We start from the raw sequence: 20,843 nt of genomic DNA, 5'->3' as shown, positions 1-20,843 counted from the left end.
TTAATTTTGATTCAAATTATTCAACAACTGTTCCAAACTCATTTCGTCTTGGATCAAGACTTGACGGGCTTTGCTACCTTCAAAAGGACCAACAACTCCAGCTGCTTCCAATTGGTCAATCAATCGACCAGCTCGGTTATACCCCAACTTTAGTTTTCGTTGTAGCAAAGAGGCCGAACCTTGTTGCGCCAGAACAATCACTCTTGCAGCATCTTCAAACAAACTATCGCGTTCGCTCAAATCGATGTCCAATGCAGATCCGCCATCTTCTCCTACGTATTCTGGAAGTAAAAACGCATCTGGATAACCAGCTTGAGAACCAATGTATTCGGTGATATCATCTACTTCCGGAGTATCCACAAAAGCACATTGTAAACGAACCAATTCATTTCCAGTCGTAAACAACATATCTCCTTTTCCAATCAATTGATCGGCGCCCGAAGAATCCAAAATGGTTCTCGAGTCGATTTTAGACGTAACGCGGAAAGCGACACGCGCAGGGAAATTCGCTTTGATGATACCGGTAATTACGTTAACAGATGGTCGTTGAGTTGCAATAATCAAATGGATTCCAACGGCACGAGCCAACTGAGCCAAACGTGCTATTGGCGTTTCGACTTCTTTTCCAGCCGTCATAATCAAATCGGCAAACTCATCGACAATTAGTACAATATAGGGCAAATAACGATGCCCATGTTCGGGATTTAGTTTTCGTTGCTTGAACTTTTCGTTGTATTCTTTGATGTTTCGAACAAATGCATTTTTCAACAATTCATAACGGTCATCCATTTCAATACATAAGGAATTCAAGGTATGAATTACCTTCGTATTATCGGTGATGATCGCATCTTCTGAATCGGGAAGTTTGGCTAAATAATGACGTTCAATTTTCGAATAAAGGGTTAATTCCACTTTTTTCGGATCGACCATCACAAATTTCAATTCCGTTGGATGTTTCTTGTACAAAAGAGAAGCGATTATGGCATTTAATCCAACTGATTTCCCTTGACCTGTAGCTCCAGCCATTAAGAGGTGAGGCATTTTGGATAAATCCGCCACAAATGTTTCGTTCTCAATGGTTTTCCCAAATGCGATCGGCAAATCCATTTTTGCTTGTTGAAATTTATTGGACGCTATTACTGAACGCATCGAAACCATCGTCGGATTGCTATTTGGAACTTCAATACCAATTGTTCCTTTACCCGGAATTGGAGCAATAATACGAATTCCAAGCGCGCTTAAACTCAATGCAATATCGTCTTCCAGATTTTTGATTTTGGAAATACGCACTCCGGCTTCTGGTACGATTTCATATAAGGTAACAGTTGGACCAATCGTGGCTTTGATTTGGGAAATGCCAATACCATAATTGGCCAAAGTCTCAACGATTTTATTTTTATTTCGTTCTAATTCTTGTTGATTGACGGTGACATTATCACCCGTTTCATATTTGCGTAACAAATCCAAAGTTGGAAATTTGTACTTCGGTAAATCCAAACGATGATCATATTCGCCATGTTTTTGGACCAAATCAGCCGCAATTTTCTCGACTGTATCTTCTTCTGGTGCTTTTTCGATCGTTAAAGCTACATCATGTTCATCTTTGGCTGGAAGTGTTTCAACCAAGGTCTCCTGAGTCTTTATTGAAGTCGTTTTTTTTTGCGTTCCTAATTCATCAGAAGAATTGGAATAATCATGGGAGGTGTCTGGAGTTAATTCAATGGATTGAATCGTTTTTTTAGGAGTGTCCAAAACCAAATCATCAAAAATGTCGGGTTTGTTACCTTTTTGTTGGGAAACTTCTTCGTTGAATTTCGCCAATAAATCTTCTTCTTCTTTATTGTTTTTGGAAATTGGTTCAGCGGATTCAATTTCTTCCGATTCTTCATCTTTCAATCCTTGAGAGCGTTTTTCCAAGGATGCAGAAATTTTATCGGGTGTAATTTTCCAATTGATCACGATGTACAAAATCAAACTCACGAACAATAAAATTCCCATTCCGATTTTTCCAATCAGCATATTCATGAAGTCGTTTACTTCATAGCCCATCACTCCATGAAGAATTCCTATTTTGGTGGCAAATCCCAATAAGATTGGTAACCAAATCAAGAAAAATAAACAGTTATAAAATAATTTGAACGGTTTGATTTTTTTGAATCCAAAAAGAATTTTCAATCCAAAAAGAATGAAAAAGATAGGTAAGAAGAATGCTGTAATTCCGATTCCATGGTAAATAAATAATTCACCCAAATAGGCGCCTATTTTTCCCATGACATTTTCTGCTACAATTTCTCTATCCCAAAAATTACTCAATTGACTTTGGTCGTTTTGATAATTTAAACAATAGGAAACAAAGGAAATCAATAGAAATAAACCAAGCGTTGTAAAGATCACACCAACAATGGTTTTGATGACATTTTTGCGAGAATTTTGAGAGGAAATCAAGGTCGGTTCGTCCATTTTCTTGAATAAAAAATTACAACTAACAAAAGTATAAAAAATTGCGGTAGTAACGTATTTCGAAACAGAATTTTCCTGAAGTTTTCAATTTATAAAGACAAGGTTTTTCTATCTGAAAAATTCAATTAACTTTGTGACATCTTATGCAAAATTTCGTTGTTTCAGCCCGAAAATACCGTCCCTTACAATTTGAAGATGTTGTAGGGCAAGCCGCCATCACAGAAACATTGGATCACGCCATTTCGAGTAATCAATTGGCGCAAGCACTTTTATTTTGTGGTCCGAGAGGTGTCGGTAAGACGACTTGTGCGCGTATTTTGGCTCGTAAAATCAACGAAGAAAATAATCAAGTCGACGAAGAAAACCAGGATTTCGCTTTCAATATATTTGAATTGGATGCGGCTTCCAACAACTCCGTTGATGATATCAGAAATTTGATTGATCAAGTTCGTTTTGCTCCTCAAGTTGGAAAATACAAAGTATACATCATCGATGAGGTGCATATGTTGTCAACTGCGGCTTTCAATGCCTTTTTAAAAACCTTAGAAGAACCGCCAGCGCACGCAATATTTATTTTGGCAACAACCGAAAAGCATAAAATCATCCCAACGATTTTATCTCGTTGTCAGATTTATGATTTCAAACGAATTTCTATTCAAGACATACAAAGTCATCTAGAGAAAATTGCCAAAGAAGAAGGAATCGAGTATGAAGCGGATGCATTGCATTTAATTGCACAAAAAGCCGATGGTGCTTTGCGTGACGCTTTGTCTACTTTTGATCGAATGGTCACGTTTACATCTCGTAATTTGACTTTGGAGAAAGTAGCGGAAAACTTAAATGTGTTGGATTATGAATATTATTTCAGAATCACCGATGCAGCGTTGAAAAATCAAATCCCTGAATTGTTATTGGAATTCAATACCATTTTGAACAAAGGATTTGATGCCCATATTTTCATCAATGGATTGGGAAGTCATTTCCGCGATCTATTGGTTGCCAAAATTCCTCAAACTATCGACTTATTGGAGGTAGGTGAGAAAACCAAAATCAAATACTTAGATCAAGCCCAGCATTGCGATGTGAAATTTTTAACGGATGCGATTGAAATTTGCAATTCGACCGATATTCATTATAAATCCAGTAAGAATCCACGATTAACAGTTGAAATTGCTTTGATGCAAATCGGGTCGTTGACAGCTGGAGGTTCAGAAGATAAAAAAAAAAGTTTAGGATAATTCCTCCTATTCTTGATGCGGCACAAATTATCGCCTCAAAACCCAATCCAACTCCAAAAGTTGGAAATACACAACCAACTGAAAAATTTCAACATCCTGATTTAGGTTCCAATAATTCGGGCAAATCCGTTCATGATAAAGATGAGAATTCAAGAATCAAACGAGCAGAAAAGCCTTTGCAAACTGAAGTAGAAACTTCGTTTAATTTGAAACGAATTTTTGACAAAGTAGAAGAGGAAAAGCCAGTCGTAGAAAATTTTGACGACAAACCCAAAGAGGCTTTTACGGAAGATGAATTGAACAAGGCTTGGAATGAATTCTTGAGTCAATTACAGTCAGAAAATAAAATTCCAGCTTATAATGCGCTTCAAAGTGGGAATATTGCTTTGAAAGAAAATTTCACGATTGAATTTACTTTTTCCTCGCTTAGTTTGTCCAATGAATTTGATTTGCATAGGGTCGATTTGATGAAATTTTTCCGTGAGAAATTTAATAACTATGGCATTGATTTTAAAGTAGTCATCACAGAATCCAAAGCGAAAAACTTCATCAAATCCAAAGCGGAACTCTTTAAAGAAATGGCGGAAGAGAATCCGATCCTTTTGAAATTAAAAGAAGAATTAGGATTAGACTTGAATTCTAATGATTAACAACAAATATTTTCGTAAACTTGCCGAAAATTTAAGTCAATGAAAAAATTTATTATAACAGCAGTTTTAGCTTCAGTTGTTATTTCTTGTGATAAATCTTCTGGAGGTGCTAGTTTAGGTTCTGTTTCAAAATTGGAAAACAACGATCAAAAAGCAGGTTATGCGTATGGTATGAACGTTGGAGATCAAGTTCGAAACTATTCTGAGTCTTTGAAAGAAGATAGTTTGAACTATGCAGAATTGGAAAAAGGAATTACCGATTATTTAAAAGGAGACAAAAAAATGCGTGATTCTTACGCAAATGGTCAGGCAATCGGAATGTCTATTCAAAATTTCTTGAAAACTCAGAAATTAGAAGGAATTGTAGAAGAGAAATACATCGTTCAAGGTGTTATGGATGTTTTGAAAAAGAAAGATCCTTTGTTTTCAAAAGATTCGATCAATTTTTTCATGCAGAAATATATCCAAGATAACATGACAAGAATCCAAACTGAAAACACGGCAAAAGGTGATCAGTTCTTGGCAGAAAAGAAAAAGGATAGCAAAATCAAAGCTACTGAAAGTGGATTATTGTATGAAGTAATCACTGAAGGTACTGGAGAAGCGCCAACAATGAACAGCGTTGTAGAGGTTAACTATGTTGGAAAAACGTCTGATGGAAAAACCTTTGACGAATCCAAAAAAGGTGAACCAGCTAAATTCCCGTTACAAAACGTAATCAAAGGATGGCAAGAAGGTTTACAGTTGATGAAAGTGGGATCTAAATACAAATTATACATCCCAGGAAACTTGGCTTACGGTGAGTACGGAAGCCCAGATGGTAAAATTGGTCCAAACGAAGTTTTGGTTTTTGATGTAGAATTGGTAAGTGTTGAGGCAATGCCAGAACAAAATCCAAATCAACAACAATTGACTCCTGAGCAAATCCAACAATTGCAACAGCAAATGCAACAACAAGGAGGAAGATAATTCTAACTTAATACAATAAGAAAAGCCACCTTTTGGGTGGCTTTTTTGTTTGATATTTTTTTCTGAATTTATTTATTCATCGAAATTAAAAACTCTTCGTTAGAACGTGTGTTTTTCATGCGAGTTCGTAAGAATTCCATCGCTTCCAAAGGATTCATGTCGGCTAAGTGATTTCTCATGATCCACATACGTTGCATGGTTGCTTCGTCCAGCAACAAATCGTCACGACGTGTACTAGATGAAACCAAGTCAATCGCAGGGAAAATACGTTTGTTGGCAATCTTACGATCCAATTGTAATTCCATGTTACCTGTACCTTTGAATTCTTCAAAGATAACTTCGTCCATTTTAGATCCCGTATCAATTAAAGCAGTAGCGATGATGGTTAAAGATCCACCATTTTCAATGTTACGAGCTGCACCAAAGAAACGTTTTGGTTTGTGAAGAGCATTGGCATCTACACCACCCGATAAAACTTTTCCAGAAGCAGGAGCTACGGTATTGTAAGCACGAGCCAAACGTGTGATAGAGTCTAATAAAATCACTACATCATGCCCACATTCGACCATTCTTTTGGCTTTTGATAAAACCAAATTGGCCACTTTCACATGTTCGGTAGCTTCTTTGTCAAAAGTCGAAGCGACAACTTCTCCATTTACACTACGTTTCATGTCTGTCACCTCTTCTGGTCGCTCATCGATTAATAATACGATCAAATAAGCTTCCGGATGATTGGCAGCGATGGCATTGGCAACTTCTTTTAGTAAAACTGTTTTACCAGTTTTGGGTTGAGCAACGATCATCCCACGCTGACCTTTTCCAATGGGTGCAAATAAATCCAAAATTCGAGTTGATAGCGTCGCATTGTTTTCTGCTAATTTGAATTTTTCATCAGGAAATAAAGGAGTCAAATGCTCAAAAGAAACACGATCTCTTACAAAATCGGGAGTTCTACCATTGATTTCTTTGATTTTGATCAAAGGGAAATATTTTTCACCTTCTTTTGGTGGACGAACTTCACCCGTAATAGTGTCACCAGTTTTCAATCCAAATAATTTGATTTGAGATTGAGAAACATAAACATCATCTGGGGAAGAAAGATAATTGAAGTCAGAGGAACGTAAGAACCCATAATTATCTGGCATGATTTCTAAAACACCTTCTGTATCAATAATACCTTCGAATTCGTAATTGGCAGCACGGTATTTATTTTTTTCAACTTGTTCTTGATTCTGTTGATTAGGATTGTGCTGCTTATGTTGCGAATTACCGCTTTTATTGTGTTTATTTTTATTAAAATTCGGGTTGTTGGGGTTGTTTTGGTTGGCGTGGTGATTAGGGTTGGTGTTTGGGCGAGAATTGTTTTGATTCTGCTGGTTGTTGTGGTTGGGGCGATTGGGATTGTTGTTTTGTTTTTGTTGAGGATGATTGGCTTTTGGCTTTTCCTTGTTCTCAACGTTTTCTTTCGCATCTTCTTTCACTTCAACAATCGGTTCCGAAACTTCTGTCGTTGCTTCTGCAACTTTTGATTCAGGAGATTCAATTCGCTTTCTTGTTTTTTTAGGCTTCTCCTCTTTTGGGGAAGTTTCTGTGGAGCCAAAATCTATTACTTCTTGTTGCTTGCTTGAGTTTTGGGTTTCTAAAATACTGTTGATTAAATCTAATTTTTTGACTTGTTTAATCTTTTTTACTTTCAGATTTTCAGCAATAACCTGCAATTCATCAAGCTTTTTGGCTTTAAGTTCATTTAAATCAAACATATATGGTGTATTGATGTAATAAAAAGGTGATTAATGATCATGTATATGAAAATCATTCCTAACAAGGTGAAATTTTGAATTGTACGTAAATGAGTGAAGTACTTGTTGTTAGAAATAACCTTGCAATGTTACGAATAAAATTTAAATTGAAAGAAAAAAATTATTGTTAATTTTGCATTTGAAATTGAAAAAATGATTCAGAGAAAGCAAAGTATTTATTTATTCCTTGCAGGATTGGTTTCGGGTGTTTCAACTTGGGTAGCCAATTTATGGGTGATAGCAAAAGAATGGATGCAGCCTGAAGACAATATGATTACCTTATTGTTATTTTTAATTTCAGCTGTTTTGTCAATTTTGACGATCTTCTTATTTAAGAATAGAAAATCCCAAATGCGTTTGACGACAGTTAATATAGTATTGAACATTTTGTTAATTGGTTATTTGGCCTATAGTCTAACAAATTTACCCGGAGGGTTTTCTGACTCAGAGAAGGGTATTGGGCTTTTTGTACCTTTCATTTCGATTCTATTGCTTGTTATAGCGAATCGATTTATCAAGAAAGACGAGGAGCTTGTGAAATCGGTAGACAGGTTCAGATAAACATTACAACTTTTTATATGAGCGCGAAGCAGTCTTTTTTAAGGCTGCTTTTTTTTATGCTTGAAATCGAAATCTTTTGGATGCGAAATTCTTAGCCCCGATTGTACTGGAAATCCTTTATAGGTGAAATGAAATGAAACCTAAAAAGATTGTAGGGGAAAGCGGGATTGGCTCCAAAAAATAATAGGTATTTTTATTCAAAACTAAAAATAATTGAGACTACCCCTAAAAAATATAGGGGTGTGAATGAAAAAATGTATAATTTTGCCCCATTCTCACAAAATTATACAGTTTTTATGTCACAATTACGTTTTAATGCGTTGAAAGAGGTTTTCAGAAGAGAACCTGTCAAAGTCGAAATCCCAGAACGATTATCAAGATTGTACAACCAAAATGTGTTTTCGGACGAAACCATGAAGGAGTACATGACGAAAAGTGCTTATAATTATATCAAAGCAGCAAAATTACGTGGTGAAAAAATCCCTCGTGAAATTGCTGATCAAGTTGCTTCTGCCATGAAAGAATGGGCGTTGTCAAAAGGTGCTACGCACTATACGCACTGGTTTCAGCCATTGACGGGTTCTACCGCCGAAAAGCACGATGCGTTTTTTAGTACAACCGAAGAAGGTGGAGCAATTGAGCAATTCAATGGATCTATGTTGGTGCAACAAGAACCCGATGCTTCTAGTTTCCCAAATGGTGGAATTAGAAATACCTTTGAAGCTCGTGGATATACAGCTTGGGATCCGACTTCAGCAGCATTTGTAATTGATACGACTTTATGTATTCCCTCGGTTTTTATTTCTTATACAGGAGATACCTTAGATTATAAAACGCCTTTGTTGCGAGCGTTGCAGTCAATCGATGATTCTGCAACGGAGGTGGCTAAATATTTTGATCGCAACGTAACCAAAGTGCAATCGACTTTGGGTTGGGAACAAGAATATTTCTTGGTTGATTCTGCCTTGTTTAACACGCGTCCCGATTTGCAATTGACAGGTAGAACCATTTTGGGGCATTCGCCAGCAAAAGGTCAGCAATTGGAAGACCATTATTTTGGGTCGATTCCGTTGAGAATTTTGCGTTTTATGCAAGATTTGGAAGTGGAATGTATGAAATTGGGTATTCCAATTAAAACCCGTCACAATGAAGTTGCGCCCAATCAGTTTGAGTGTGCACCTATTTTTGAAGAAGCGAATCAAGCGGTCGATCATAACTCTTTGTTGATGGATTTGATGACGCGTGTGGCAAGACGCCATAATTTCAAAGTCTTGTTGCATGAGAAGCCTTTCCAAGGTGTCAACGGTTCTGGTAAACATAACAACTGGTCGTTGAGTACAGATACGGGTGAGAATTTGTTGAGTCCTGGAAAAAATCCGAAAAAGAATTTGCAGTTCTTGACCTTCTTTATCAATACGATCAAAGCGGTTCATGATTATGGTGATATCTTGAGAAGCGCAATTGCTTCTGCAAGTAATGATCATCGATTGGGTGCCAATGAAGCGCCGCCAGCTATTATTTCCATTTTCATCGGTTCTCAATTGTCTGGGGTTTTGGATGAATTGGAAAAAGTAACCGAAGGGAAATTATCTCCCGATGAAAAGACCGATTTGAAATTGAACATCGTTGGGAAAATTCCTGAAATCTTATTGGATAATACCGACCGAAACAGAACTTCACCATTTGCTTTTACGGGAAATAAATTTGAGTTTAGAGCGGTTGGGTCTTCTGCCAATTGTGCGGAAGCCATGATGGTGATCAATACCATTGTTTCGCATCAATTGAAATTATTCAAAAAAGAAGTGGATGGATTGATTGAATCGGGATTGCAAAAAGACGAAGCGATCTTCAATGTTTTGCGTGATTATATCAAAACCTCTCGTAAAATTTTATTTGAAGGAGACGGATATAGCAAAGATTGGGAGAAAGAAGCTGCGAAACGTAAGTTGAGAAATTTGAAAACGACTCCAGAAGCTTTGAAAATTGAAAAAGAGCAGAAGTTCAAAGATGTTTTCATTCAGAATGCCGTTTTAAGTGAAGTCGAAATTGAAGCTCGAAATGAAATCAAATTGGAGAAGTATTCAACTTTGATTGATATTGAAGCGCAGGTTTTAGCAGATTTGGCTCGAAATCATATCATTCCGACTGCAGTTATTTATCAAAATAAATTGATTGAAAACGTAAAAGGATTAAAAGATATATTTGGGGCGAAAGAATTCCAAGAATTGGCCAAAGAACAAATTGATTTGATTAAAACCATTTCGCAGAGAATTTCTTCAATCAAAGTAGCGGTTGATCAATTGAATTCGGAAAAAGATAAATCGCATGCAATTGAGGATTCTCAAAAAAGAGCAGAAGCTTATTCAAATAAAGTGAAACCTTTGTTTGATGTAATTCGACAAGATGTGGATGAATTGGAAATGTTGGTCGATGATGAAATTTGGCCATTGACTAAATACCGAGAACTACTTTTCACGAAATAAATAACATCATAAATATAAAGGTAAAGTCGACTAAATTAAGTCGACTTTTTAATTATTTTTTTATCAATAATGTTGATTGAATATTTAAAATGAGGATTTTTTTAGGCTTTTTCACTGTTAAAACTTAAAAATTTTAAAACAAGGATAAAAATTCATAGTACTTTTGTCTTAATTATAAACTTATAAAAAAATGAAAAAACTTTTATTTTCTTTAGCATTGGTTGGAGGTATGATTTCAATGAATGCTCAAACAGTCTTATTTGAAGATGATTTTGAGAGCTATGACGATTTCCTTATAGATGGTATAGGAGATTGGATAATGATTGACGTAGATGGATTGGGAACCTACTCTGGAGGAGGAGGGGAGTTTCCGAATCAATTTGATCCTAAGGCTTTTATGGTTTTCAATATGTTTATGGCAGGCGTTACAAATTCGGATGGTTCTGATGGAGAGGAACGCAATTTTAATCCAGTTGACTTTTATGATAAATACATGGCATCATGGGCTTCAAGTGGAGGAGCTAATAATGACTGGATGATTAGTCCGCCAATTACTTTAGGCACAGGTGGAAATACTTTAGAGTTTGTGCACAAGTCATTGTCAAGTTCCTATGGATATGAAAAATTCAACGTTTTGATTTATGCAGGTGAAGGTATTCCAGATACTGGAGATTTTACAGTTTTGGATTCTAATGTTACTTCTAACTCTTGGGAATCTTGGTTAACATATACAAAAGATTTAGATGCCTACGCCGGACAAACAGTTCGTATTGCTATTCAATGTGTGTCAAATGATGCGTATATGTTTATGGTTGATAACTTCAAAATTACTGGAGAAGGAACAGCTGCAGTTTCAGATTTAAATGGAGCTAAAGCGGCAATTTATCCAAACCCAGTTGTAGATGCATTCAACGTAGAATTATCTTCTAAATTCAATGTAAACAATGTAAAAGTTACAGTAACAGATATGACAGGAAAAGTAGTGAAAACATTTGGAGCTGCTTCTTCTTACAATGTTTCTGATTTGGCTGCTGGTGTTTACGTAGTGAAAATTACAGATGGTAAAAACACTGACACGAAAAAAATCGTGAAAAAATAATTCAAAAGATAAATTTTGAATAAAGCCTCGCAGTCTTGTGAGGCTTTTTTTATAAAATCATTTGAAATTCTACTAAATAGATTTTTATAGATGTTCTATCTTTGCAATCCAAATTTTTGAGAAATGGCAGACAATGGTTTATTGGAGAAATTAAGAGGAATTAAACAGCGTTTTGATGAAGTAGCAGATTTGATCATTCAGCCCGATGTGATTTCGGACCAAAATCGCTATGCGAAACTTAACAAAGAATATTCCGATCTAAAAGATATTGTAGCCAAACAACAAGAATATGAAGGCTTGATCAATGTGATTGCAGAAGCAGATGAAATCATCGCAGATGGTTCAGATGCCGAAATGGTAGAATTGGCCAAAATGGAAAAGGATGAAGCCATCAACAAAATTCCTGAAGTGGAGGAAGAAGTGAAATTCATGTTGATTCCAAAGGATCCAGAAGATGAGAAAAACGTCATCGTGGAACTTCGTGCAGGTACGGGTGGTGATGAAGCAGCTATTTTCGTGGAGGATGTATTCCGTATGTATACCATGTATTTTAAAAACAAAGGTTGGCGATTTGAAGTTTTGAATACGTCTGAAGGTTCCGTAAAAGGATACAAGGAATTGATCATGGAAGTGCAAGGAAATGCGGTTTTTGGAACCATGAAATATGAAAGTGGTGTTCACCGCGTGCAACGTGTTCCTGAAACAGAATCTCAAGGACGAGTTCATACCTCAGCTATTACCGTAGCTGTTTTGCCAGAAGCTGAGGAAGTCGACGTTGATATCAATCCAGCTGATTTGGAATACCAAACCGCACGTTCAAGTGGGGCAGGAGGGCAGAATGTTAACAAGGTTGAAACCAAAGTTCAATTAACGCATAAGCCATCGGGAATTGTCATCGTTTGTCAAGAAGCACGTTCCCAACACGCCAATCGTGAAAGAGCTTTGCAATTGCTACGTACCAAATTATACGAAATCGAATACGAAAAAGCGCATTCAGAGCGTTCTGCTCAGCGTAAATCATTGGTTTCGACAGGAGATAGATCCGCGAAAATTAGAACTTATAATTATCCGCAAGGTCGTGTGACCGATCACCGCATCAATAAATCCATCTACAATTTGGATAGTTTCATGAATGGTGATATTCAAGAAATGATTGATGCCTTGAAATTGGCTGAAAATGCTGAAAAATTACAAGGTGCAGACGAAATTTAGGATAAGACTTCTGTTTTGAACTAAATTTTAAACGACTATTTCTACCTGATTTACTGAAGAATATTGTAACTTTCAAGTGAAGCTTAAAACCTAAAAACTTGAAAGAGAAATTTCTACATTTTATATGGAGATTTCAATTACTCCATCATTTTCCATTAAAATCAACAGATGGAAAAGATATTTTTATTCATAACAAAGGAGTTTGGAATGACAAAGAATCGGGCCCAGATTTTTTCATGGCCAAAATTCAGATTGAAAATGAAATTTGGGTAGGGAATCTGGAGATTCATGTCAATTCATCTGATTGGGATTTGCACCAGCATTCAACCGACCCTAATTATCATAACATAATCCTACATGTTGTTTTCAACCATGATAAAGAGATTGAATTTCTCAGTCACAAAAGAATTCCAACCTTAGAATTATCTTCCTATATCCCTTTGGAAATTCTTAAGAATTATGAACATTTGGTGGAATTAAACCAACAATTTATTCCCTGTGAACAAAGCATTCATTTGATCAAAAAGGAAACCATTGATTTTTGGCTAGAGCGATTGGTGATCGAAAGAATGGAACGTAAAACTTCTGAAATCGAACATGAATTTCTATTGTACCATAAAAATTGGGAAGAATTGCTTTTTAAAAAGTTGGCATTTGCATTTGGCTTGAAACTAAATGCGGAAGCTTTTGATGCTTGGGCTAATTCATTTAAATTTTCCATTTTAACAAAAGTTCAAACCAATTCAGATTATGTCCATGCCTTATTTTTTGGACAAGCCGGATTTTTAAATGTCGATTCCGAAGATGAATTTGTCAAAACCTTACAGAAAGAGTATAAATTTCTTCAATCGAAATTTGATTTAGAACCCATTTCTTCCAATTTGTTCAAGTTTTTTAGATTACGACCTGTTAGTTTTCCAACGATTCGTTTGATGCAATTGGCTACTCTTTACGCAGAATATCAAAATCTGTTTAGGTTTTTGATGGGAACCAGGGATTTGCAAAAAATAAAGATGGTATTTGAAGAATTGAACTATCCAACTTTTTGGAACAATCATTATCGTTTGGAAAAACCTTCTAATTCTTCAAGTTCCAAGAAAATTTCCAATGAATTAATTGAGCGAATTATCATCAATGTGATTATACCCATCAAATTTGTTTATGTTAAACAAAGGGGATCTGATTTTTCAGAGGAATTGATTGATTGGCTACGCGAATTGCCTGCAGAAAAAAATACAATACTGAGTGGATTTCAAAAATTAGGTTTGAAACCAAAGAATGCTTTTGAGTCGCAGGCCTATTTGGAATTGAAGAAGCATTTTTGTGATGAGAAAAAATGCTTAAATTGCGCAGTAGGATTACAAATCTTAAAAAATGTTTGACAAACTTCGAAATTTTTTAGAATTCAATGGCTTTAATGTGATATCGAGAATTGCCGATCGTTTGGGTGTTCGCGCTTCCAAATTACGCATTCTTTATATCTACTTATCCTTTGTGACAATGGGAATTACCTTTGCGGTTTATTTAATCATCGCGTTTTTTTTATGGCTAAAGGATGGGATTGTTATCCGTAGGAAATCTGTCTTTGATTTATAATTTTTTTCAAAAAATTGTGATACATATCATTATTTTATGTAATTTAGTTAAATATTTCACAAAATGACGACACAAATGCTTTTGTAAGCTTTTAAAAATACAACACATGAGGACTTTTGCAAAATCCCAGATTCGTTACAGCAAATCGCAACGAATGGGGATTTTTGCTTTTATAGGCCTTATCATTTCGTTTGAAATTGGTGCATTTTTTCTCAATCGTACTTCAGAAAGTGATAGCCAAATTGAAATTCCTCCGGAATTACTCGAATTAAATACCAGTTCAACTTCAACAAAAACCTTTTCAAATTCTTCCGAATCAAGTTCGCTTGAAAAATTTAACCCCAATGCCTTGACGGCTGAAGATTGGCAAAATCTTGGTTTTTCAGAAAAACAATCTGCAACCATTTTAAAATACAAAAATTCTTTGGGTGGAAATTTCACGTCCAAAGAACAAATCCGAAATTGCTTTGTAATAAGTGATGCCAAGTTTGAAGAACTGAAACCTTTTATGGATTTGTCATCAGTTCATCCTAATGCTTCTTCCAAAAATCAGTTTCAATTTGAATCAAGAAATGAATATTCGATAAAAGAGAAACCCAAGATTCGCTATCAAAAATTTAATCCCAATGAATATTCTTTGGAAGATTGGCAACGAATTGGTTTTTCCGAAAAACAAGCTTCCACGATTTTGAAATACAAACGAAGTTTGGGTGGGAAATTCACAAGTCTAGATCAGATTCAAACCTGTTTTGTCATCAATGAAGATAAGTTCAGGGAAATGAAACCCTATTTGGTTTTTCCAGATTCATCTGAAAAAATAGAACCGACAAGCTCAAAAGTTGAAATCAAACCCAAAGATAAATGGACGAAATTCAACCCAAATCATTTATCAAAAGAAGAATGGGTGGAATTAGGCTTTACAGAAAAACAAGCCAATACAATATTGAATTACAAACAATCATTGGGTGGAAACATTAAAAATGCTGAGATTTTAAAAAATTGTTATGCAATAAGTGATGATAAATTTGTAGAAATAGAACCTTTTTTAGTCTTTGATTAATCCATAATTGTCTATTCGTTCAAAATTCCTATTTTTGGGAGCAATCAAAAAATACAATCGAACATGAATTTTGAAGTTTCTGAAAATCTAAAATTTATTGCTGAATCAGCAAGAGAATTCGCAAAACAACATATAGCTCCTCAGATGATGGAATGGGATGAATCTCAACATTTTCCAGTTGAGGTATTTAAAAAAGCAGGTGAATTGGGCTTTATGGGAATTTTAGTGCCAGAAGAATTAGGAGGAAGTGGATTGTCTTACCATGAATATGTAGCAATTGTAGATGAAATTTCACAAGTTGATCCCTCAATTGGATTGTCGATCGCAGCGCATAATTCCTTATGTACCAATCATATTTTGACATTTGGTAACGAAGAGCAAAAAAAGAAATGGATCCCAAAACTAGCTACTGGGGAAGTAATTGGTGCTTGGGGATTGACAGAGCATAATACTGGATCTGATGCGGGAGGAATGAATACTACGGCAAAGAGAGAAGGTGATAATTGGGTGATCAGAGGTGCGAAAAACTTTATTACACATGCGATCAGCGGTGATATTGCAGTTGTGATGACTCGTACCGGTGAAAAGGGTGCGCCCAATAACGCGACAGCATTTGTATTGGAAAAAGGTATGCCAGGTTTTACAAGCGGGAAAAAAGAAAACAAATTGGGAATGCGTGCATCGGAAACTGCTGAATTGATTTTTGATGGCGTAGTTGTTCCAGATTCTCATCGTTTAGGTGAAGTTGGGGAAGGGTTCAAACAAGCTTTGAAAATTTTAGATGGTGGTCGCATCTCGATTGCAGCCTTAAGTTTAGGAATTGCCAAAGGTGCGTACAAAGCTGCATTGAAATATGCAAAAGAAAGACATCAATTTGGTCAAGCAATTGCCAATTTTCAAGCTGTTAATTTCAAATTAGCTGAAATGGCGACAGACATTGAGGCTTCTGAATTGTTAATCCAAAAAGCATCTTATTTGAAAAATAACAATTTGCCGATGACTACGGAAGGAGCGATGGCGAAATATTATGCTTCTGAAGCTTGTGTGAGAATTGCCAATGACGCTGTTCAAATTTTTGGTGGATATGGTTATACAAAAGACTTCCCAGCGGAGAAATACTACCGCGATTCCAAACTTTGTACCATTGGAGAAGGAACAACCGAAATCCAAAAATTGGTGATCGGAAGAAATATTTTAAAAGATTAAGTAATTTATTTGCATGGATTAGAATCTTTTGTATCTTTGCAACCCAAAAATAAGAGTAACTATGTTAATTATACCAGTAAAAGACGGAGAATCTATCGACAAAGCGTTGAAAAAATACAAACGTAAATTTGACAGAACAGGTGTTGTGCGTCAATTAAGAAGCCGTCAACAGTTTATCAAGCCTTCTGTAATCAAAAGACAACAACGTCAAAGAGCTGCTTATAAACAACAATTGTTGAGCAAAGAAGAAGCTTAAGATTTTTACTGAAACAATATATACCTGTTTATTGAAGTTTTCTTAACTTTGATGAACAGGTTTTTTTATGTCCATAACGAAGTTTTTGCAGTACCTGCAATACGAAAAAAAATATTCTCTGAAAACCATTCAGAGCTACCAAACCGATTTGTTGGAATTCGAAAAGTTTTACTTTTCAGAAACCAATACAACGGATATTTCCACTGCCAATAAGGTTCATCTAAGAGCTTATCTGATGAATCTATCTCAATCCCATTTAGCGGAGCGTAGCATCAATCGAAAAATTAGTTCCTTAAAATCCTACTTCAAATATTTATTGAAGATTGGGGAAATTCAAAGTTCGCCTGCCAATTCCATCAAAACATTGAAACAATACAACGATGTTCAAATTCCTTTTTCGGAAGAAGAATTGGAGAAATTATTCTCATCGAAAGAATTATTTTCTGAAGATTTTGAAGGTGTACGAGATCGTTTGATGTTGGAATTGTTTTATCAAACGGGAATTAGAAGGATTGAATTGATTCAACTCAAAGATGAAGACATCGATTTTGAGCAAAAATCCATGAAAATTTTGGGGAAAAGGAACAAGGAAAGAAAGATTCCCCTTGGCGAAAAAATTCTTCATTCCATGCGAGAATATATGCAATTGAGAGATCGGGAAGTTGAAGCAAAAGAAAATTCATTTTTTAAGACAATTTTAGGGAAACCAATGGGTGAGAAACTTGTTTATAATTTAGTTAATTATTACCTTAGTCATATCAGTACGAAGCATAAAAAAAGTCCTCATATGTTGAGGCATAGTTTTGCTACCCATATGTTGAGTCGGGGAGCAGAGTTGAATGCAGTCAAAGAAATTTTGGGGCATTCAAGTTTGGCCGCCACGCAAGTTTACACACATGGGAGTATCGATGAATTAAAAAAAGTGTTTAATCAAGCTCATCCAAGAGAGCGAAAAAACGAAAAATTATGACAATCAAACTTCAAACAGTAAATTTCAATGCTAAAGCAGGTTTAGAAGAGTATGTAGAAAGCAAACTTAGCAAGCTCGATCAGTTCTATGACAAGATCATTTCAGCTCAAGTTTCGATGCGAGTAGAGAACATTTCAGAAAAAGAAAACAAATTTGTTGATATAAAATTAGAGGTGCCAGGAGACGATATTATGGTGAAAAAATCGGGTCAATCTTTTGAGGAATGTATTGACCTTTCGGTAGATACCTTAAAGAAGCTAATCATCCGTAAAAAAGAGAAGGTTTCAGAGCGATAAAATTATTTTTAAAATTTTTTCTTCAAAATTTGGAGAATTCAAAATACTTCGTACATTTGCAGTCCGTAATGAAAAAACGGACTGTTCTTTTACATAGAAATGAAGATTTGCCGGCATAGCTCAGTTGGCCAGAGCACGTGATTTGTAATCTCGGGGTCGTGGGTTCGAATCCCTCTGCCGGCTCAAATTTTTATTATTTTGGAAGGGGGAGATACTCAAGCGGCCAACGAGGGCAGACTGTAAATCTGCTGACTATGTCTTCGCAGGTTCGAATCCTGCTCTCCCCACAATTCGATTTTATCTTCATTTTAAATTGGACGTTCCAAACATTTCGTTTGGATAGATAAGTATAAGCGGGAGTAGCTCAATTGGTAGAGCTTCAGCCTTCCAAGCTGAATGTTGCGGGTTCGAGTCCCGTCTCCCGCTCAACTTTTGGCCGATGTAGCTCAGGGGTAGAGCGCTTCCTTGGTAAGGACGAGGTCACGGGTTCAAATCCCGTCATTGGCTCAATGATGGGCGTAGGCTCAAAGCAATTGAGAGAGATTAATGAAGAAGGAATTTAGAAGGTGTTGGGCAGGGAAGCTCACCACTTTTTGTGTTGAAACAATTTAGAAATTAAGTATAACAATAGAAATTATTTAAACAATGGCAAAGGAAACCTTTAATCGTAATAAGCCGCATTTGAATATTGGTACTATTGGTCACGTTGACCACGGTAAAACTACTTTGACTGCAGCTATTACAAAAGTATTGTCAGACGCAGGATTCTCTGAAGCAAAATCATTTGACCAGATTGACAACGCGCCTGAGGAAAAAGAAAGAGGTATTACAATTAATACTTCACACGTTGAATATGAAACAGCTAACCGTCACTACGCTCACGTTGACTGTCCTGGTCACGCGGATTACGTAAAGAACATGGTTACTGGTGCGGCTCAGATGGATGGTGCGATCTTAGTGGTTGCTTCTACAGATGGTCCTATGCCTCAAACTCGTGAGCACATCCTTTTAGGACGTCAGGTAGGTATTCCTAGAATCGTTGTTTTCATGAACAAAGTTGACATGGTTGACGATCCAGAATTATTGGAGTTAGTTGAAATGGAAATCAGAGACTTATTGTCTTTCTATGAATATGATGGTGACAACGGTCCAGTTATCCACGGATCTGCTTTAGGTGCATTGAACGGTGAACCAAAATGGGTTGAAACGGTATTGAACTTGATGAATGCAGTAGATGAGTGGATTGAACAACCAGTTCGTGATCAAGATAAACCATTCTTGATGCCAGTTGAGGACGTATTCTCTATTACTGGTCGTGGAACTGTTGCTACAGGTCGTATTGAAGCAGGTGTAATCAACACAGGTGATCCAGTTGATATCGTAGGTATGGGTGAGGAAAAATTAACTTCAACTATTACTGGGGTAGAGATGTTCCGTAAAATCTTAGATAGAGGGGAAGCTGGTGATAACGTTGGTTTATTGTTAAGAGGTATTGAGAAATCTGACATCCGTCGTGGTATGGTTATCGCGAAAGCTGGTTCAGTTAAACCTCACAAAAAATTCAAAGCTCAAGTCTATATCTTGACAAAAGAAGAAGGTGGACGTCACACTCCATTCCACAACAAATACCGTCCTCAATTCTACGTTCGTACAACTGACGTAACTGGAGAAATCCAATTACCAGAAGGAGTAGAGATGGTATTACCTGGAGATAACTTAACTATCACAGTTGAATTAATCCAACCAATTGCATTAAACGAAGGTTTACGTTTCGCTATCCGTGAGGGTGGTAGAACTGTAGGAGCAGGTCAGGTAACTGAGCTTCTTGACTAATCCTTAGATTAAGATAAATAAAGATAAGGTGTTTTCGTTTTTACGAATTCGGAAACACCTTTCTTATACGGGCATAGTATAATGGTTAGTATCGCGGTCTCCAAAACCGCTGGTCAGGGTTCGAATCCTTGTGCCCGTGCAATACGAATTAACATATGAAAGTAATAGACTACATAAAAGATTCATTTTCTGAATTTACAACCAATGTTACGTGGCCAACTTGGGCTTCGTTGCAAAATGACACAATGATCGTAGCTATTGCTACGTTGATTTTGGCATTATTACTTTACGGTGTAGATTCTCTTTTTGGTAACTTCGTTATCAAAAGTATTTTTGAGTTGCTGAGATAGGTAAATGTTGTCCTGATAGAATAGTGAATTATGAGCAATAAGAAATGGTACGTATTAAAAACGGTAAGTGGACAAGAAATCAAAGTAAGAACTTACATTGAAAACGAAATCCAATACCATAAATTACAAGATTTCGTAGGACAAATTGTTGTTCCTATGGAAAAAGTAATTCAAATACGTAACGGGAAAAAAACACAAAAAGAAAAAGTTCACTATCCGGGTTATGTAATGATCGAAGCTGAATTAACTGGTGAAATTCCTCACATTATCAAAGGAATTCCTGGAGTTATCAGTTTTTTAAGTGCAACCAAAGGTGGTGATCCAGTTCCAATGCGTCAAGCAGAAGTGAACCGTATGTTAGGAAGAGTGGATGAGTTAGCAGAATCTGATGAAAACTTAGTCAACATTCCTTATATCGTTGGAGAAACGGTGAAAGTGATCGACGGACCTTTCAATGGATTCAATGGAACAATCGAAAAGATCAATGAAGAAAAACGTAAGTTGGAAGTAATGGTCTTAATTTTTGGACGTAAAACTCCATTGGAGTTGTCCTTTATGCAAGTGGAAAAAGTTTAAATAAAATTTTTTATATACTTAATCAAAAGCCATTCTTCGGAATGGCTTTTTTGTTAGAAAAAGGTTTATAAAAGAAATCTAGTTAAAATTCAGCTATTTAATGTTGTTAGTTCGGAATTATTTTCTAATTTTGCAGTCCTAAAAGTAAAATAGGGTGTTGTGAGCGCCTTAAATTACTGAATAATAAATGCTTCCAAATTCATTTATATTCAAATTTTAAAAAATTAAA

General features: G+C 36.1%; 19 protein-coding genes and 5 tRNA genes. 22 read left to right on the top strand and 2 right to left on the bottom strand.

Annotation, left to right across the window (positions count from 1 at the left end; all coding sequences use genetic code 11):
- Positions 1-2,460: an FtsK/SpoIIIE family DNA translocase gene (locus tag ABID46_RS02830; RefSeq protein WP_354506854.1), complete on the bottom strand. Its 2,460-nt coding sequence runs from the start codon at positions 2,458-2,460 to the stop codon at positions 1-3.
- A gap of 143 nt (positions 2,461-2,603) precedes the next feature.
- On the opposite strand from ABID46_RS02830, the gene dnaX reads away from it, so the two are divergent.
- From dnaX to ABID46_RS02815, 3 genes are all read left to right on the top strand, one after another.
- Positions 2,604-3,698, top strand: coding sequence for a DNA polymerase III subunit gamma/tau (dnaX, locus tag ABID46_RS02825; RefSeq protein ID WP_354506852.1), 1,095 nt, complete (start codon positions 2,604-2,606; stop codon positions 3,696-3,698).
- A gap of 176 nt (positions 3,699-3,874) precedes the next feature.
- A complete protein-coding gene (locus tag ABID46_RS02820) occupies positions 3,875-4,348 on the top strand; it encodes a DUF8439 domain-containing protein (protein WP_354506851.1) in 474 nt (157 codons plus the stop codon).
- Positions 4,349-4,387: 39 nt separating this feature from the next.
- Complete coding sequence (locus ABID46_RS02815) at positions 4,388-5,317, top strand: FKBP-type peptidyl-prolyl cis-trans isomerase (protein WP_354506849.1); 930 nt, start codon at positions 4,388-4,390, stop codon at positions 5,315-5,317.
- A 68-nt stretch (positions 5,318-5,385) separates the two neighbouring features.
- Here ABID46_RS02815 and rho read toward each other — a convergent pair whose 3' ends face one another.
- Positions 5,386-7,077, bottom strand: coding sequence for a transcription termination factor Rho (gene rho / locus ABID46_RS02810; protein ID WP_354506847.1), 1,692 nt, complete (start codon positions 7,075-7,077; stop codon positions 5,386-5,388).
- A 192-nt stretch (positions 7,078-7,269) separates the two neighbouring features.
- Here rho and ABID46_RS02805 point away from each other — a divergent pair, with 192 nt between their 5' ends.
- From ABID46_RS02805 to nusG, 19 genes are all read left to right on the top strand, one after another.
- Positions 7,270-7,677, top strand: coding sequence for a DUF4293 domain-containing protein (locus ABID46_RS02805; RefSeq protein WP_354506845.1), 408 nt, complete (start codon positions 7,270-7,272; stop codon positions 7,675-7,677).
- 296 nt (positions 7,678-7,973) lie between these two features.
- The gene (locus ABID46_RS02800) at positions 7,974-10,160 is read left to right on the top strand and encodes a glutamine synthetase III family protein (protein WP_354506842.1); all 2,187 of its coding nucleotides are present in this window, start codon (positions 7,974-7,976) and stop codon (positions 10,158-10,160) included.
- A 190-nt stretch (positions 10,161-10,350) separates the two neighbouring features.
- Positions 10,351-11,259: a T9SS-dependent choice-of-anchor J family protein gene (locus ABID46_RS02795; RefSeq protein ID WP_354506840.1), complete on the top strand. Its 909-nt coding sequence runs from the start codon at positions 10,351-10,353 to the stop codon at positions 11,257-11,259.
- Between the two features lie 123 nt (positions 11,260-11,382).
- Positions 11,383-12,471 carry a peptide chain release factor 1 gene (gene prfA, locus ABID46_RS02790; RefSeq protein WP_354506838.1) on the top strand — a complete coding sequence of 363 codons (1,089 nt, stop codon included), beginning with the start codon at positions 11,383-11,385 and terminating at the stop codon, positions 12,469-12,471.
- 98 nt (positions 12,472-12,569) lie between these two features.
- The gene (locus ABID46_RS02785; protein WP_354506836.1) at positions 12,570-13,853 is read left to right on the top strand and encodes a DUF2851 family protein; all 1,284 of its coding nucleotides are present in this window, start codon (positions 12,570-12,572) and stop codon (positions 13,851-13,853) included.
- Positions 13,846-14,067, top strand: a complete 222-nt coding sequence (locus ABID46_RS02780; protein WP_354506834.1) for a PspC family transcriptional regulator — start codon at positions 13,846-13,848, stop codon at positions 14,065-14,067. The genes ABID46_RS02785 and ABID46_RS02780 overlap by 8 nt, the downstream gene beginning before the upstream one ends.
- A gap of 106 nt (positions 14,068-14,173) precedes the next feature.
- On the top strand, positions 14,174-15,127 hold the full coding sequence (locus ABID46_RS02775) for a hypothetical protein (protein WP_354506832.1): 954 nt from the start codon (positions 14,174-14,176) through the stop codon (positions 15,125-15,127).
- 63 nt (positions 15,128-15,190) lie between these two features.
- A complete protein-coding gene (locus ABID46_RS02770) occupies positions 15,191-16,333 on the top strand; it encodes an acyl-CoA dehydrogenase family protein (RefSeq protein WP_354506830.1) in 1,143 nt (380 codons plus the stop codon).
- Between the two features lie 61 nt (positions 16,334-16,394).
- A complete protein-coding gene (rpsU, locus tag ABID46_RS02765) occupies positions 16,395-16,589 on the top strand; it encodes a 30S ribosomal protein S21 (RefSeq protein WP_354506828.1) in 195 nt (64 codons plus the stop codon).
- Between the two features lie 67 nt (positions 16,590-16,656).
- Positions 16,657-17,559 carry a tyrosine-type recombinase/integrase gene (locus ABID46_RS02760; protein ID WP_354506826.1) on the top strand — a complete coding sequence of 301 codons (903 nt, stop codon included), beginning with the start codon at positions 16,657-16,659 and terminating at the stop codon, positions 17,557-17,559.
- Positions 17,556-17,855, top strand: coding sequence for a ribosome hibernation-promoting factor, HPF/YfiA family (gene hpf, locus ABID46_RS02755; protein ID WP_354506824.1), 300 nt, complete (start codon positions 17,556-17,558; stop codon positions 17,853-17,855). The genes ABID46_RS02760 and hpf overlap by 4 nt, the downstream gene beginning before the upstream one ends.
- A 109-nt stretch (positions 17,856-17,964) precedes the next feature.
- A tRNA-Thr gene (locus tag ABID46_RS02750) sits at positions 17,965-18,038 on the top strand.
- A gap of 22 nt (positions 18,039-18,060) precedes the next feature.
- Positions 18,061-18,142 (top strand) — tRNA-Tyr (locus tag ABID46_RS02745).
- Positions 18,143-18,208: 66 nt separating this feature from the next.
- Positions 18,209-18,281: transfer RNA gene (locus tag ABID46_RS02740), tRNA-Gly, on the top strand.
- Between the two features lie 9 nt (positions 18,282-18,290).
- A tRNA-Thr gene (locus ABID46_RS02735) sits at positions 18,291-18,362 on the top strand.
- A gap of 138 nt (positions 18,363-18,500) precedes the next feature.
- Positions 18,501-19,688, top strand: a complete 1,188-nt coding sequence (gene tuf, locus ABID46_RS02730) for an elongation factor Tu (protein ID WP_354506822.1) — start codon at positions 18,501-18,503, stop codon at positions 19,686-19,688.
- A 67-nt stretch (positions 19,689-19,755) separates the two neighbouring features.
- Positions 19,756-19,827: transfer RNA gene (locus ABID46_RS02725), tRNA-Trp, on the top strand.
- 16 nt (positions 19,828-19,843) lie between these two features.
- Positions 19,844-20,038 (top strand): preprotein translocase subunit SecE, encoded by a 195-nt coding sequence (gene secE, locus ABID46_RS02720; RefSeq protein WP_354506820.1) that lies wholly within the window; start codon positions 19,844-19,846, stop codon positions 20,036-20,038.
- A 30-nt stretch (positions 20,039-20,068) separates the two neighbouring features.
- Positions 20,069-20,614 carry a transcription termination/antitermination protein NusG gene (nusG, locus tag ABID46_RS02715; protein WP_354506818.1) on the top strand — a complete coding sequence of 182 codons (546 nt, stop codon included), beginning with the start codon at positions 20,069-20,071 and terminating at the stop codon, positions 20,612-20,614.
- Positions 20,615-20,843: the final 229 nt, after the last annotated feature.

The organism is Moheibacter stercoris (genome assembly GCF_040545805.1).
Classification (GTDB): domain Bacteria; phylum Bacteroidota; class Bacteroidia; order Flavobacteriales; family Weeksellaceae; genus Moheibacter; species Moheibacter stercoris.
This window is presented reverse-complemented; position numbering and strand designations above follow the sequence as displayed.

Excerpts from the sequence above, each read along its gene's own strand:
- ABID46_RS02830 (WP_354506854.1), bottom strand. The coding sequence starts at position 2,460 with ATGGACGAACCGACCTTGATTTCCTCTCAAAATTCTCGCAAAAATGTC.
- dnaX (WP_354506852.1), top strand. The coding sequence starts at position 2,604 with ATGCAAAATTTCGTTGTTTCAGCCCGAAAATACCGTCCCTTACAATTT.
- ABID46_RS02815 (WP_354506849.1), top strand. The coding sequence starts at position 4,388 with ATGAAAAAATTTATTATAACAGCAGTTTTAGCTTCAGTTGTTATTTCT.
- rho (WP_354506847.1), bottom strand. The coding sequence starts at position 7,077 with ATGTTTGATTTAAATGAACTTAAAGCCAAAAAGCTTGATGAATTGCAG.
- ABID46_RS02805 (WP_354506845.1), top strand. The coding sequence starts at position 7,270 with ATGATTCAGAGAAAGCAAAGTATTTATTTATTCCTTGCAGGATTGGTT.
- ABID46_RS02800 (WP_354506842.1), top strand. The coding sequence starts at position 7,974 with ATGTCACAATTACGTTTTAATGCGTTGAAAGAGGTTTTCAGAAGAGAA.
- ABID46_RS02795 (WP_354506840.1), top strand. The coding sequence starts at position 10,351 with ATGAAAAAACTTTTATTTTCTTTAGCATTGGTTGGAGGTATGATTTCA.
- prfA (WP_354506838.1), top strand. The coding sequence starts at position 11,383 with ATGGCAGACAATGGTTTATTGGAGAAATTAAGAGGAATTAAACAGCGT.
- ABID46_RS02780 (WP_354506834.1), top strand. The coding sequence starts at position 13,846 with ATGTTTGACAAACTTCGAAATTTTTTAGAATTCAATGGCTTTAATGTG.
- ABID46_RS02775 (WP_354506832.1), top strand. The coding sequence starts at position 14,174 with ATGAGGACTTTTGCAAAATCCCAGATTCGTTACAGCAAATCGCAACGA.
- ABID46_RS02770 (WP_354506830.1), top strand. The coding sequence starts at position 15,191 with ATGAATTTTGAAGTTTCTGAAAATCTAAAATTTATTGCTGAATCAGCA.
- rpsU (WP_354506828.1), top strand. The coding sequence starts at position 16,395 with ATGTTAATTATACCAGTAAAAGACGGAGAATCTATCGACAAAGCGTTG.
- ABID46_RS02760 (WP_354506826.1), top strand. The coding sequence starts at position 16,657 with ATGTCCATAACGAAGTTTTTGCAGTACCTGCAATACGAAAAAAAATAT.
- hpf (WP_354506824.1), top strand. The coding sequence starts at position 17,556 with ATGACAATCAAACTTCAAACAGTAAATTTCAATGCTAAAGCAGGTTTA.
- tuf (WP_354506822.1), top strand. The coding sequence starts at position 18,501 with ATGGCAAAGGAAACCTTTAATCGTAATAAGCCGCATTTGAATATTGGT.
- secE (WP_354506820.1), top strand. The coding sequence starts at position 19,844 with ATGAAAGTAATAGACTACATAAAAGATTCATTTTCTGAATTTACAACC.
- nusG (WP_354506818.1), top strand. The coding sequence starts at position 20,069 with ATGAGCAATAAGAAATGGTACGTATTAAAAACGGTAAGTGGACAAGAA.